At 69.6% G+C, this 13,984-nt stretch carries 11 protein-coding genes; 6 read left to right on the top strand and 5 right to left on the bottom strand.

Annotated features, from left to right (window positions below):
* Positions 1-773: IMP dehydrogenase (guaB, locus tag V7D28_RS09210; protein ID WP_333587084.1), on the bottom strand; the 773-nt coding region annotated here is incomplete at its 3' end.
* A gap of 39 nt (positions 774-812) precedes the next feature.
* Here guaB and V7D28_RS09205 point away from each other — a divergent pair.
* On the top strand, positions 813-1,436 hold the full coding sequence (locus V7D28_RS09205; RefSeq protein WP_333587083.1) for a DUF1697 domain-containing protein: 624 nt from the start codon (positions 813-815) through the stop codon (positions 1,434-1,436).
* Here V7D28_RS09205 and V7D28_RS09200 read toward each other — a convergent pair.
* Positions 1,402-2,133, bottom strand: a complete 732-nt coding sequence (locus tag V7D28_RS09200) for an RlmE family RNA methyltransferase (protein WP_333587082.1) — start codon at positions 2,131-2,133, stop codon at positions 1,402-1,404. The two genes, V7D28_RS09205 and V7D28_RS09200, sit on opposite strands and share 35 nt — an antisense overlap.
* Complete coding sequence (locus V7D28_RS09195) at positions 2,130-3,230, bottom strand: Ppx/GppA phosphatase family protein (RefSeq protein ID WP_333587081.1); 1,101 nt, start codon at positions 3,228-3,230, stop codon at positions 2,130-2,132. The genes V7D28_RS09200 and V7D28_RS09195 overlap by 4 nt, the downstream gene beginning before the upstream one ends.
* A gap of 159 nt (positions 3,231-3,389) precedes the next feature.
* Here V7D28_RS09195 and hspQ point away from each other — a divergent pair, with 159 nt between their 5' ends.
* Complete coding sequence (gene hspQ / locus V7D28_RS09190) at positions 3,390-3,719, top strand: heat shock protein HspQ (protein WP_333587080.1); 330 nt, start codon at positions 3,390-3,392, stop codon at positions 3,717-3,719.
* A 31-nt stretch (positions 3,720-3,750) separates the two neighbouring features.
* Here hspQ and V7D28_RS09185 read toward each other — a convergent pair whose 3' ends face one another.
* Both V7D28_RS09185 and V7D28_RS09180 read right to left on the bottom strand, forming a co-directional pair.
* The gene (locus V7D28_RS09185; protein WP_333587079.1) at positions 3,751-7,947 is read right to left on the bottom strand and encodes a translocation/assembly module TamB domain-containing protein; all 4,197 of its coding nucleotides are present in this window, start codon (positions 7,945-7,947) and stop codon (positions 3,751-3,753) included.
* Positions 7,944-9,656: an autotransporter assembly complex protein TamA gene (locus tag V7D28_RS09180; protein ID WP_333587078.1), complete on the bottom strand. Its 1,713-nt coding sequence runs from the start codon at positions 9,654-9,656 to the stop codon at positions 7,944-7,946. Before V7D28_RS09180 ends, V7D28_RS09185 begins: the two co-directional genes overlap by 4 nt.
* Before the next feature lie 340 nt (positions 9,657-9,996).
* Here V7D28_RS09180 and V7D28_RS09175 point away from each other — a divergent pair, with 340 nt between their 5' ends.
* The 4 genes from V7D28_RS09175 to V7D28_RS09160 are packed head-to-tail and all read left to right on the top strand — an operon-like array spanning position 9,997 to position 13,794.
* Entirely contained in the window at positions 9,997-11,403 is a 1,407-nt protein-coding gene (locus V7D28_RS09175; protein WP_333587085.1) for a circularly permuted type 2 ATP-grasp protein, read from the top strand.
* Positions 11,400-12,335: an alpha-E domain-containing protein gene (locus tag V7D28_RS09170; protein WP_333587077.1), complete on the top strand. Its 936-nt coding sequence runs from the start codon at positions 11,400-11,402 to the stop codon at positions 12,333-12,335. Before V7D28_RS09175 ends, V7D28_RS09170 begins: the two co-directional genes overlap by 4 nt.
* A 9-nt stretch (positions 12,336-12,344) precedes the next feature.
* Positions 12,345-13,322 (top strand): transglutaminase family protein, encoded by a 978-nt coding sequence (locus V7D28_RS09165; protein WP_333587076.1) that lies wholly within the window; start codon positions 12,345-12,347, stop codon positions 13,320-13,322.
* A gap of 58 nt (positions 13,323-13,380) precedes the next feature.
* Entirely contained in the window at positions 13,381-13,794 is a 414-nt protein-coding gene (locus V7D28_RS09160) for a DUF2946 family protein (RefSeq protein ID WP_333587075.1), read from the top strand.
* Positions 13,795-13,984 lie beyond the last annotated feature (190 nt).

Raw genomic sequence — 13,984 nt, 5'->3', positions numbered from 1 at the left:
GCGCGGGCCACGTCGGCGTTGTGGCCGTGGGCGGTGTCGATCACCACCACGTCCACGCCGGCGTCCACCAGGGCCATGGAGCGTTCAAAGCCCGCGTCCCCCACCGTGGAGGCCGCGCCGACCAGCAGACGCCCCTGGCCGTCCTTGGCCGCCAGGGGGTGGGCCTGGGACTTCTCGATGTCCTTGACCGTGATCAGGCCCACGGCGCGATAGGCGTCGTCGACGACGATGATCCGCTCGATCTTGTTACGGCGGAGCAGTTCGTGCGCCTCGGCCTGATCGACGCCTTCCTTGACGGTGATCAGGTTGTCCTTGGTCATCACGGCTCTGGCGGGCACGTCGTCGCCGGCCTCGAAGCGCATGTCCCGGTTGGTCAGGATGCCGACCAGCTTGCCGGTGTTCGGCTCCACCACCGGAAAGCCGGAGATGCGCCGCCGCGCCTTGATCTGGCGGACCTCGCCCAGGGTGGTGTCCGGGTGGATGGTCAGCGGATTGATGACCATGCCGCTTTCGTAGCGCTTCACCTCCCGCACCTGCTCAGCCTGTTCCTCCACCGTGAAGTTCCGGTGCAGGACGCCCAGGCCGCCAGCCTGGGCCATGGCGATGGCCAGCCGGCTTTCGGTGACCGTGTCCATGGCTGAGGACACGATGGGAATGTTCAGCTTGATGTCGCGCGTGAGCCGCGTGGTCGTATCCACCTGGGTGGGCATGACCTCGGACGGACCGGGTTCGAGCAAAACATCGTCGAAGGTGAGCCCTTCGCGAATCTCCATGAGACTCTCCGTTTTGCGGGCCGCGTATAAGCCGTCGCTGTGGGTGGGGGCAAGGGGCGCGGGCGCGATCAGGTGATATGTTTTGCCGCCGCAGCCGACCGACAACGAAAGGCGACCCCTATGCCACGCCACATCGCTCTGCTTCGCGCCGTCAATGTCGCCGGCGCCGGCAGGCTGCCCATGGCCGAGCTGCGAGCGATGGCGACGGCCCTGGGGTTCGGTGATCCGCAGACCCTGCTGGCCAGCGGCAACCTGGTCTTCGACGCGCCCGATCACCCGGAGCCGGGGCCGCGCCTGCAAGCTGAACTGGAGGCGCAGCTTGGACTGAAGACGCTGGTCATCACCCGTTCGCCTCAAGCCTGGGCGGCGATGATCGCGGCCAATCCCTTCCCCGACATGGCCAGAGAGCGACCCAACGCCCTTCTGGCCATGCCGCTCGCCGCCGCGCCCGCCTTGGGCGCCGTGGACGCCCTGCGTGCAGCCATCCCGGGCCAGGAGGCCGTCGAGCTTGTCGGTTGCGATCTCTTTGTCGCCTATCGCGACGGCATGGGCGCGTCCAAGCTCGACAACGCCCTCATCGAGCGGAAGCTCGGTGTTCGCGGCACGGGCCGGAACTGGAACACCGTCCTCAAGCTGGCGGCGATGACGGCAAGCGACCTTTGAAGCCCGTGGCCACGATGTAGGTCTCCGAAGAGTCCGCGCGGCTGGCCTTGGGTTTGACGTTCCGCACCTGGGTGAAGTCGCGTTTCAGGTCGCCCATGAGATCGCCCACCTCGCCCCCCTGGAACGCCTTGGTGACGAAGGCGCCGCCCGGCTTCAGCACGCCGCGGGCGAAGTCCACGGCGATCTCGATCAGTCCGATGATCCGCAGGTGGTCGGTCTGGCGGTGGCCCACAGTGTTCGGCGCCATGTCCGAGAGGACGAGATCGGGGGGACCGCCCAGCAGCTCGATCAGCGCAGGGCCGCAGGCCGGGTCGGTGAAGTCCATCTGCAGAATGTGAGCCGGCGGAAGGGGATCGACCGGCAGCAGGTCCACCGCAGCGATATCCGTCACCCCGCGCTCGATGGCCACCTGGGTCCACCCCCCCGGCGCCACGCCCAGGTCGATCACCTTGATGCCCGGCTTCAGAAAGCCGAAGCGGTCGTCAATCTCGGCAAGCTTGTAGGCCGCGCGGGACCGATAGCCGTGGGCGCGGGCCCGGGCGGCGAAGGGGTCGTTGATCTGGCGTTCGAGCCAGGCCTGGGAGGAGGCCGTGCGCTGCTTGGCGGTCTTCAGCCGAGCCGGCGCGCTGCGCGCCTCGGCGCTGCCGCCGCTGGGAAGGCGGACCATGCGCTTGCGCGGCGGCGGGTCTTCGCTCATGCCTCGGCTCCCCGGTTGGCGTTGCTGCGACGGCGACGAGGACCCCGCCGACGGCGGCGCCGCACCCCCCTGTCGGACATGAGCGACATCAGCACCCCTTCGCGAAGTCCACGGTCGGCCACGCGCACCCGCGAACAGGGCCAGACCTCCTGCACCGCCTGGAGAATGGCCGCGCCGGCCAGAACCAGATCCGCTCGGTCAGGGCCGATGCAGGGTTGTCGCGCCCGTTCAGCCGGGCTGAGCGCCAACAGCATCTTGGCCGCGGCGTCGCATTCCTGCCGGCTCATCCAGATGCCATCCACCCGGGACCGGTCATAGCGATCCAGGCGCAGATGCATGCCCGCCAGGCTGGTGATGGCTCCCGAGGTGCCGATGAGATGGGCCTGGTCGGATTCAAAAACGGGACGCAGGGGCTCAGCCCGCTTGAAGGCGGTGATTTCGGTCTTCACCGCATCGACCATGGCGCGGAACCAGGAGTCCGTGGGGCAGTCCCCTTCCGGAAAGCGCTCAGCCAGGGTGACGACGCCGATGGGAATGGAGAGCCAGGCGCGGATGGGCGGAATGCGGTCGGTCTCCACCTTGCCCTCGGACAGGTCGACCCAGGACATTTCGGTCGAGCCGCCGCCCACATCCACCACCAGGGCCGCCGCCGCCTCCCGGTCCAGCAGGCCCAGGCAGCCGGCCACCGACAGCCGCGCTTCCTCGCGCGGCGTGATGACCTGAAGATTCAGCCCCGTCTCCCGGGCGACCCGGTCGATGAAGGCCTCACCATTTTCCGCCGAGCGGCAGGCCTGGGTGGCCACGGCGCGCAGCTTGACCACCCGGCGGCGGCGGACCTTTTCGGCGCTCACCGAGAGGGCGGCCAGCGCCCGGTCCATGGCCGCATCCGACAACCGCCCCGTCTGGGACAGGCCCTCACCCAGGCGGACAATGCGGGAATAGGCCTCCACGACCCGAAAGCCGCTGGCGGCCGGCGTGGCGATCAGGAGGCGGCAATTGTTCGTGCCCAGGTCGAGCGCGGCGTAGCACGGCGCTTCTCGACCAGACCTCTCCCGCGCACGCATTCGGGCGTCGGGCGCTCTCGGCGCCTCAGACATAGTTCAAACCCCTCGCAGCCCGCCGAAACTGTCGGCGCGCTCGTTCAGCAGGCGACTGTAGCAAGGGGCTTCGCGCACCGGAAGGCGTCGTCTTGCGCCTGTCACAGGGTTGACTACGTTCACCTCCCGGTCAGGAAAGATGGTGCATAAAACCCTGCTATGGAAACGCGACACGCCAAATACGCCATTGGTCAGGTCGTCCGGCATCGGATTTTTCCGTTTCGCGGCGTGATCTTCGACGTCGATCCTGAGTTCGCCAACACCGAGGAATGGTGGCTGTCGATCCCGCCCAATGTGCGGCCGCGCAAGGATCAGCCCTTTTACCACCTGCTGGCCGAGAACGCCGAAAGCGCTTACGTGGCCTATGTTTCAGAGCAGAACCTGCTGCCGGACGACACCGGCGAGCCGGTGGCCCACCCGCAGGCCGCGGTGCTGTTCGAGACTTTTCACGGCGACCACTACACCCTGAGGCCTCGCGTCGGACACTGAAGGCTCCGCCTCCGGCCTCCGGGGCCTTGGCTCAGTAATCCCGCCGCCAGCGCACCGCCAGGCGGCTGTCACCCTGGCCGGTGAGGCGCGAAATGATCGACAGGTTGCGACGCACCTGCCACTCCACCTGGGCCGTCGCCCCGTCGCGGCCGCCGCCGATGATTTCCAGATAGACGTCGTCGGTCAGGTACTTGCCGCCGGCCACGGTGACGCCGGAGGCCTCGTCGCCGCCCAGGCTCAGCCGGTCCAGGCCCGCGAACTCCCGCAGGTTGCCCACCACGTCAAAGCCGCCGCCCCCGGCCAGGGACGAAAGGGCCGAAGCCAGTTGCGCAGCCTCAATGCCCGACAGCTGCGAGGCTGAACGCCCGAACAGCACCTGGGACAGCACCTCGTCGTCCGGCAGGACCGGGTTCGACGTCAGGGTGATGCGCGGCTGGGCGGCGGTGCCGTTCACGCGGATGACCGCCGTCAGCGCCGGGTCGTCCCGGGTGGCCGTCAGGTCCAGGCGGATGTTCTGGGGCGAGGTGGAGAGTTGCACCGTGCCCCGGTTGTCGAATTCGAACCGCTTGCCGGCGAAGTCGTAGTCGCCACGCACGACGCGGGCCACGCCGCTCAGATTGGGTCTGGAGGTTGAGCCGGAAACCCTTGCCTCCAGAGACATTTCCACATCGAGCCCGCGACCACGGATGAAGATGCTCCGGGGGGCGTTTAGGGACACGTCAAGCGCCCACCCCTCTCCCCGCCGCTGCTCGGCGCGGAGATTCTGGCGCAGGTCCAGGTCGAGAGGACGATTGCGCTCCACCACCGCCATGGTGACCACACCGGAAGGCGTCGGCGGATCGGCGGCGACCTCGGCCTCGTCGATGTTCAGGGCCCCTGACAGCCGCACGCGCCCCTCGGCGTTGCGGTTGATGGTCACCTCGCCCGTGGCGTCGGCCTGAGCGATGTCGTTGTCGATCAGACGGAAGCCGTCCAGGCGCAGGCGGAAGCCCGAGACGCCGCCGCGATAGAGGCTGATCTGACCCGCCCCGTCCACGCGACCGCCCGAGCCGTCCACCGCCCGCGCCTGCCCTACCTCGATGACGCGCTCGGCCAAGGTGGCCTCGACCCCGATCTGCTCCAGGGTCAGACCTGTGGGGGCGTCGTGGAAGCGACCATTCTGCATCTGGGCCTGGCCGCTCAGCACGGGATCGGCCAGGGTCCCCGACAGGCGTCCGCTGATCCGAACCAGGCCGGAGAGCGACCGGTCGCCGTCAATCAGGAGGTCCCACAGGGGCCGTATCTCCCCGTTGGCGATCAGGCGGCCCTGGACGGGGCGCCGGCGATCCACCGCCAGCCGGAAGGGCTGGGCCGAGGCGGCGGCCGGAAGGGCGAGGTCCAGTTCGGCCTGCAAGCCCTGCTCATTCGACGCCCGGGCGTCCAGGCGGATGATGGCGTCGTCCAGGGTGGCGTCGACAGCCATGTCCAGGCCCTGGGCGCGAGGCGATCCCTTTCCTCGGGCGTCGGCCAGCCGGGCCGAGAGCACGCCCTCCAGCTGCTCTCCCCGACCGGCCAGGGTGAGGTTGGCGTTGACCCGGCCGGCGAGGTCGGGATTGACCAGATCCAGGCCGAGATTGCGGATGCGCATCTCCACATCGGCGCGGACGCCGGCCAGCCGCCCGTCCAGTTCGATCAGGCCGCCATCCGCCGCCACCAGGGCCAGCTGGGCGCTACGCTCGCCGCCCCCGAAGCGGAGGATCGCCGGCCCCTGGGTGGCGAGGCTCCGGCCGCCATAGCCGCCGCGCCCCATGAAGGTGAGGGTGCGCGCCGCCTCGGCCTCGGCCAAGGCGCCGGTCCCCGTCAGATTCCAGCGCTCACCGCCATAGCCCCCGTCGGCGGTGACCTCATAGGCCAGCTGATCCACTGGCCCGCGCGCGCGCAGGCGTCCGGAGACAATGGCCACCTGGCTGCCCACGGGGACCACGTCTCGGCCCGTGAGGTCGAGTTCCGCCACAGGGCCGTCCCTCTGGTCGACGATCACCAGCCGGCCTTGAGCCTGGCCGCGCTCCAGGAAGGCGCCAGGCCCCACGGCGAGCGTCATGTCCGCCCTCGACGGAGTCGACCGGCGGAGCGTCAGATCGCCCGCCAGGGTCAGGCCGCCGGCGGCCACATCCACCTCGCTGAGATCCACCCCGCCCTGGGGCAGGGCGAAGTCGGCCCGGGCCCGGGCCGGGCCATAGGGGCTGTCGGCGTTGAGGGCGACCTGGCCGGCGGCCCCGGCCTGACGGCTGCGGCCAAAGCTCAGCACCATTTCGGCGTCGCGCAACGGCAGGCGCGGCACGTCGATCTCGTCAAAGCGCGCGCGGAGATCGAGCATGGGTGCGGCCAAGGAGCCGGTGATCGCCCCCTGCCCCCGCGCCTGACCGGAAAATTCCGCAGGACCGGCCCGCAGCGGCCCGCTGGCGCTCCAGTCCAGGTTGAAGCCAAGCTGATCGTCGGGGCCGTAGGCGCCTGCGCCTGTGGCCTGCAGCGACTGGCCGTCCAGGCGTGCGCGCTCCAGGCTCAGGCGGCCGTTCTGAAAGCCGGCTCGCGCCTCCAGCCGGGGCGCCCGGCCGAGCAGGGTGTCCAGCTGCGCAAGGCCAAGGGCCAGGTCCTCGCCCCTGGCGTCGGCCTCGATCCGCCAAGGCGCCTGGCCGCCGCCGCGCGAAGCCGACCACCGCAGGTTGGCCGCCCCGGAGGCCCCGGCCCGCGCCGCGGCGAGATTTGAGAACCGCGCCGTCCCCCGGAAGCTCATCCGGCCCAGCAGTCCGCGGTCGCCGGCGGCGTCCACCGCAAGGCCCGCGCCGGTCGCCCGCACCTCGCGCAGCAGCAGACGTCCGTCGGCCAAACGCTCCACCTGACCTTGCAGCCGGGGCGCAGCTCCCAGCAGGGCCGCCAGATAACCCTCCCCGGCCCCGCCTTGCCCAGCCAGTTCCGTCGAAAGCGCCAAGGCGCCACGTTCGCGGCGGACGGTGAGCGGGCCGGCGATGCGGCTCAGCCGATAGCCTCCGCTGGCGAAATCCTCGAGGCTGGCCTCGCCCCGGAAGGCCAAGGCCTCACCCGAGCCGGAGAGGAGGCCGCCAACGCGCAGACGCCCGGCCTCCGGTCCTCCCGCCAGCTGGTCCAGACGCGGCGCTTCGGCCACGATGCTCAGGCCTTGGGGGCCTGTCCGCCGTTCGCCCAGATTGGCCAGGCCTGTGGCGCGCAGGGTGAGATTCGGAGCCTCGAACCGGGCGTTGAGGGCGTGCAGGTCGCCCGGCGCCTGCGCGCCGCCGGCCTGGAACCGCACCTCGCCGCCCAGGCGCTCGGCGAGGCCCGCCGTCAGGCTGGAGGCTGAGAGGTCGAGCCGCCCGGCTGCGCGTCCACCGCCCGGCGTCCAGGCGCCGGCCGCCCGCAGGGGCGTGGCCGCGCCCGAACGCGCCAGCGCCTCAAACCGGCCCTCCCGCATCCGGCCTGCGGCGTCGACCCGAAGGCTGAAGGGGGCCTGCGGCGACAGGCCCAGGGCGCCGGCGATGGCGCCGCCACCGGCCTCCACCGCATTGACGTCGATCCGCAGCGGCCGATTGGGCCCCAGGTCGAAAAGGGCGTCCAGGCGATCGCCCTCGCGCAGCAGGCTGACGGCGCGAACCTCGCCCTTCTGGCCGCGGCCCCGGCGGCGAACATCGAGACTGGCGGTGACGTCGTAGAGGCCCCGCTCGTAGCTGAACCCCTCTTCGAGGATGAGGCGCAGGGCGGCGCGATCAATGATCAAAGAGACGGGCAGGCCGCCGGTCTCGTCCTTCTTGGGCGTCAGGGTGGGTCGGCGGATCACCCGCAGCTCTTCCACGGCCAGGCGTTCAGCGTGGAAGCGCCGCCGCAGGAGTTCGAGGTATCGCCACTCCAGCTCGACATTTTTCGCCTCGAGCCAGACCCCCTCTTCGTCAGCGATCGTGAGGCGACGAATGCTGAGGTCCCGGAACAGGTCTCCGCTCAACCCCTCGATCTTCAGATTGCCGAAACGGCCGATGGCCAGGCCGTCTGTGCGCGCCTCGATGAGTCCGGAGGTGGGGGGCGCCATGGCGCCGAACCGCACCGCCGCCACGAGAAGGGCGAGCAGCAGAACGAGCCCGCCCAGGCCAACGGCCAGGACCCGCCGCCAGCGGCGCGGCGCCTGTGGTGCGGGGGCGCGTTCCGGCGCGCCTTCAGGCGCAGTCTGATCTGCGTCCGTCAAAAGCTTTGCCCGATGCTGAGATAGACTTGGAAGTCGCCATCGCGCTTGTCGGAATCCAGTGGGATGGCGATGTCGGCGCGGATCGGTCCGAAGCCCAGGTCGTACCGCACCCCGATGCCGACCCCGACGCTGAGATTGTCGCCGGACGGCGCCACGGCCTCGCCCACCGAACCCGCATCGACGAAGGCCACCACGCCCCAGCGCTCGGTGAGCCTGCGCCGGGCCTCGAAGCTCAGCTCCACCAGCGACAGGCCGCCGGCCGGCGTGCCGTCGACCAGGCGCGGCCCCACGGCCTGATAGGCATAGCCACGAACCGAGCCGCCGCCGCCGGCATAGAAGCGACGGGAGGCCGGAACCTCCGGCAGGGACCCGCCCACCAGGCTACCCACCCGGGCGCGGCCGGCGATGACGGTGCGGCCCTGGCTGTCCAGAGGCAGATAAGCGGTGGCCTGAGACGAAACCTCCAGATAGGGCAGAGCCTCATCACCGGCGATGTAGGTGGGCTCCAGCCGCAGATCGACCCGCCAGCCCTGGGTGGGGTCGAGCACATCGTTGGAGCGGTCCAGGGAGGCGGCGCCGAAGACCGCTCCGATCAGAAGATCACGGCCGAGCGGCGAGAGCGTGCGGCTGTCGCGCTCATCGGTTCGCGTCAGGTCCAGCGATCCGCCCAGAGTGAGGAAGGAATTGGCGCCGTAGCGGCGGCGCACATCGGCCGCCACCCCCACGCCGGTCTCCTCATAGGCGTCGGTCTGGTTCTGATAGGCCGCAGCGCCCAGGTGCAGGGTCTGGGCCGGCCTTCGCCAATGGGGCAGGGTCAGGTCCGCGCCCAGGCGATTGTCCAGTTCGGAGGCTCGCGCCACTACGGCCAGCGTGTCGGCCCGGCCCAGCACATTGTAGCGGCTCCAGCGGCCGTCCACGCCGAAGCCCTCGCTGCTGGAATAGCTGGCCCCCAGTTCCAAAGTCCGGGGCGCCCGGTCGGCGAGGGTGACGACCACGCGCCGACGTCCCTCCTCGTCCACATCATCCCGGTTGGAGAGGGCGACGGCGACGGAATCATAAACGCCCGTGTCGAGCAGCCTGCGCTCAAGCTCGGCCACATCCTGCGGATTATAGACCGCGCCGTCGTCCCAGGGTCGCAGTTGATCGAGCCATCTCGGATTCGTTCGCCCCTCGGTCTCCAGCACCAGGCCGTCGAGGCGGACGAGATCCCCGGCCGCAATCCGGAACGTCGGTTGGACGGTGGAATCAGCGTGGTCGACGATCACTTCCCGGGGTTCGGCGCGGGCGTCGGCATAGCCCGACTGCTGAACAGTGGCGACGATCCGGCCTTCTGCGGCCACCACGTCGGCCGCTCGCCCGGGTTCGCCGGCCGAAAGGCGCATGGCTGCGCGCCCACGATCCTGGGTTTCTGGATCAGGCGCCTCCCCCGTCCAGTCGACGGCCGGCGAGACGATGCGGAAGCGGGGGCCGGGCGTCACCTGCACGATGGGCCGGGGGCGGTCGCCCTCGCCGACCTCAGCTTCCACCCCATAGGCGTAGTAGCCTTCAGACCTCAGGACGGTGATCGCATCCTCGGCGGCTTCGCGGGCCCGGCGTCTGGCCTGGAATCTGTTCTCGATGGGGCGCTCGACCTCGCCGATGGCGCGGACCATGCGCTCGCGCAGATCATCGCTGACTTCGCCGCGGACATCGGCGCGCGGCTCGGCCATCGCCGTACCGGCGCCATGAACGCACAGGGCAGCCGTGGCGACGGCTGCGAAGACGGCTCGGCCCACGCAAACACCCTCTCGCCCCCCGACGCCTTCCCCGTGTAGCGAGCGCGATTGCGTCTGTCACCCCGAAGCTCTGACCGCTTTTGCGGCGCCGCCTGTGCAAATTGCGGGCGCCGATATTCTGGCGCGACGGCGTGGATCGCAGTCTCTAGGCTAATGCCCAGGCTTGCGGTTCGAAGGCGTGAGTGTGTTGGAGCAGGGCGTGCCAAGAGCGCAGACAGCCGAGACGATCATCGACGTGGCCGGAGCCCCGCAAGGCCGTCCGCCCTATGACGAAATGCACGCCCCCGACGGGGCGGTCCGGCCGCACTTCGCCGCTCTGGCGCGGCGGCTCCAGGCGTTGGGGCCAGGGGAACTGGACGAACGGCAAAGGACGCTGGAGCGCTTCTTCCTGCTCCAGGGCATCACCTTCACCGTCTATGGCGCCGAGAGCTCCACCGAGCGGATCATTCCCACCGACCTGTTGCCGCGGATCATCCCGGCCCATGAATGGGCGCGAATCGAGGCGGGTCTGATCCAGCGTCTGCAGGCCCTGAACCTGTTCCTGGCCGACATCTATGGCGAAGGAATGATCCTGAAGGACGGGGTGATTCCGCGTGAGCTGGTGCTGGGCGCTCCGTCCTATCGGCGGGAGATGCAGGGCCTCTACGTGCCCCACCAGGCCTATGCCAATGTGTGCGGCAGCGATCTGATCCGCCAGGAAGACGGTGAGTTCGCCGTGCTGGAGGACAATCTTCGCGTGCCCTCCGGCGTGTCCTACATGCTGGCCAACCGCGAGGCCTCCAAGCGCACCTTCCCGGGCACCTTCCGCCTGGCGGGCGTGCGCCAGATCGACCGATATCCCGACCTTCTGCTGGCCACCCTGCGCAGCATGGCCGAGTGGCGGCCCAATCCGCAGGTCGTGGTGCTGACGCCCGGGGTCTACAATTCGGCCTATTACGAGCACGCTTATCTGGCCCGGCTCATGGGCGTGCCCCTGGTGGAGGGGCGCGACCTCGTGGCCCACGACAACATGATCTATATGCGCACCACCACGGGGCTGCGCCGGATCGATGTGATCTATCGGCGGGTGGATGACGACTTCATCGACCCCCTCACCTTCCGTCGCGATTCCTCGCTGGGCGTGCCCGGGCTGTTCAACGCCTATCGCGCCGGAACGGTGGTGATCTGTAACGCGCCGGGCACCGGGGTCGCCGATGACAAGGCGGTCTATGCCTATGTGCCGGAGATCATTCGCTACTATCTCGGCGAGGAGCCCGTCCTCCCCAATATCGAGACCTTCCTTTGCCGCGAACCCAGCCAGCTCGCCCATGTGCTGGACAATCTCGACAAGCTGGTGGTCAAGGCGGTGGGCGCCTCCGGCGGCTATGGGATGCTGGTGGGTCCGCACGCCAGCGCCGCTGAACGCCAGGCCTTCGCCGAAGCGCTGAAGGCCCAGCCGGACAACTACATCGCCCAGCCCACCATCCAGCTCTCCACCGCGCCCTGCCTGATCGACGGCGAGGTTGACGCCCGCCACGTGGACCTGCGGCCGTTCATTCTGTCGGGCGAGAAGATCACCGTGACCCCCGGCGCGCTCACCCGTGTGGCCCTGCGCAAAGGATCTCTGGTGGTCAATTCCAGCCAGGGCGGCGGCTCCAAGGACACCTGGGTGCTGGCCGATTCAGGAGCACCCACCCCATGATGCTGGCCCGCGTCGCCGACAGCCTCTACTGGATCGGCCGCTATGTGGAGCGGGCCGAGCATGTGGCCCGCCTGGCCGACGTCATGCTCACCGCCACCCTGGACCGGGCCGAAACCTCCGCCCAGGTGGCCCGCATCGGCGTCTCGGCCGTGGGCGAGGCGACGGCCGAGAAGATCGACTCGCCCTTCGAGGCCGCCCGCGGCCTGGCTCTGGACCGGCTGGACCCGGGGTCTGTGGTCTCCTCCATCGCCCTGGCGCGGGAAAACGCCCGGCAGGTGCGCGACCAGATCACCAGCGAGACCTGGGAGCGGCTCAATCTCCTGCACCTGCGCCTGTCGGGCGCCGACTCCTCCCGGGGGTTCGAGGCCCGCTCTTCCAGCTTCCTGCACGAGGTGATCGCCGACCTCCACCTGTTCAAGGGGGCGGCCGACACCACCATGAGCCATGGGGAGGGCTGGCGCTTCCTGCTGCTGGGCGCCCATCTGGAGCGGGCTCAGCTGATCGGACGCCTGCTTGAGGTCTGCTTTGGCCGCGGCGGCGAGCGGCTCGACCACGCGCCCCTGACGGCGGTCCTGCGCATGAGCTGCGCCCTTGAGCCCTATCTGCGGGTCTATACGGCCGATGTCCGTGCGCGCTCCATTCTGGAGTTCCTGCTGCTCAATGAGGAGTTCCCGCGCTCCATCCGCTTCTGCACCGCCCAGATCGAGGCGCACCTCTCCAAACTGAGCCGTCACGCGGACTCCGCCCACGTGGGGCCGGAGCGGCTGGCCGGCCGCCTCAACGCCCGCCTGCAATACGCCGACATGAGCGAGATCGAGCGGGACGGCTCACATGTCTTCCTGGAGAGCGTGCTGGCCGAATGCGGCGAGATCCACAGGGGCGTCTATGACGCCTTTGTCGCCTATCCCCTCGAAATGCGCCTGCCGGCCTGAGGAAGTTCCGTGCTGCTCGAAGTTCGCCACGTCACCCAGTACCACTACGCCGCCCCCGTCCGGGAAAGCCTGATGGAGGTCTGGATGCAGCCTCAGAAAGGCGCGCGCCAGCGGCTAGTCAGCTTCGATCTGGAGATCGATCCGGCCGCGCAGCTGTTCTCCTACGCCGACACCTTCGGCAACGCGGTCTACCATTTCGACGTGCCCCAGCCCCACGACCGGCTGACCATCATCGCCCGGTCGGCCGTGGAGACCCAGCCTGAGGTCCCCCTGCCCGAGGCCCTCGACATGGGGGAATGGGACCGTCTGCGCAGCGATTTCGTGAAGGGGGAGCAGTTCGACTTCATGCGCGAGCACGGTTTCGCCGTGCAGACCGACCTGCTGCGCGCCTTCGCCGCCGAACATGGCGTCGAGCGCCTGCGTCACCGCGATCCGCTGAGCGCGGTGCGGGCGCTCGCGGAGATCATCTATGAGTCCTTCGCCTATGAGACCGGGGTCACCGAGGCCGACAGCCCGATCGATGAGGCCCTGAGGGAACGGCGCGGGGTCTGCCAAGACTTCAGCCACATCATGATCGCCCTCTGCCGCGCCTGGGGCATTCCGGCGCGCTATGTGTCGGGCTATCTGTTCACCGACCGCGAGAGCGGCGATCGCTCGGACCCGGACGCCACCCATGCCTGGGTCGAGGTCTTCCTCCCCAGCCTGAGGTGGGTCGGGTTCGACCCCACCAACAATGTCATGGCCGGCGAACGCCATGTGGCCGCCGCGGTCGGCCGCGATTACAGCGACGTTCCCCCTTCGCGCGGGGTCTATAAGGGCGACGCCGAAAGCCAGCTGGCCGTGGGCGTCTCCGTCCGCCGCGCCCGGGCGGCCCTGACCGAGCCGGAATTCCTGCGGATCGCCCAGCCCACCTTCAGCCGCAACGCCCGGCGCCGGCCCAATCCCGCCGCCATGCTGTACGACCAGCAACAGCAGCAACAACAGTAGTAGGCGTCCAAGGGCAGGCTTCACAATCAGCCGAGCATGGCCTAAGGCCACGCCCTTGATGGACCCTCGCCCCCCCTTGCGCGGCCTCGCCGCCCGGCTCTTCCTCGCCATGGCCTTCGTCGCCGTGACGATGAAGGTCGTCGTGCCGGCGGGCTACATGCTCGAGGCGCCTCGGGATCGTCCGGGCCTGACCCTCGTCCTCTGTACCGCCGACGGGCTGGTCACCCTCTCCCCCGACGGCGAGGTCGATCACGACGGATCGCAGGAAACGCCGGAACGGGCCGATCACAACCCCTGTCTGTTCGCAGGGCACGGGGTCTATTCGCCGCCCGTCCTGTTCGACGCCGGTCTCGCTGAGGCCTGGCCCGTTCTCATCACGCGAAACGACGCGGCCCGCCCGCATCTGGCGCCGGGCCGAGGCCTCGCCGCCCCTCCGCCGCCGGCCCGCGGCCCACCGACCCTGACGACCTGAGCCCATAGCCTCCGGCCCGCCCTGGCGGGACCGGTCCTGACTCATGTCGCGCCGCCCGCAGGGCGGCCGGGGAAACTTCAATGTCTCGCCTTCATAAAGCGGCGTGCGCCGCCCTGCTCTCCGCCCTGCCGGCGCCGGCGCCGGCGCTCGCCCAGACCATGGTGGATTCGGTGATCGTCACCGCCCGCCC

The organism is Phenylobacterium sp. (genome assembly GCF_036723115.1).
In the GTDB taxonomy this organism is placed as follows: domain Bacteria; phylum Pseudomonadota; class Alphaproteobacteria; order Caulobacterales; family Caulobacteraceae; genus Phenylobacterium.
The sequence above is the reverse complement of the archived record's forward strand: the minus strand, read 5'-3'. Positions and strand labels throughout refer to the sequence as shown.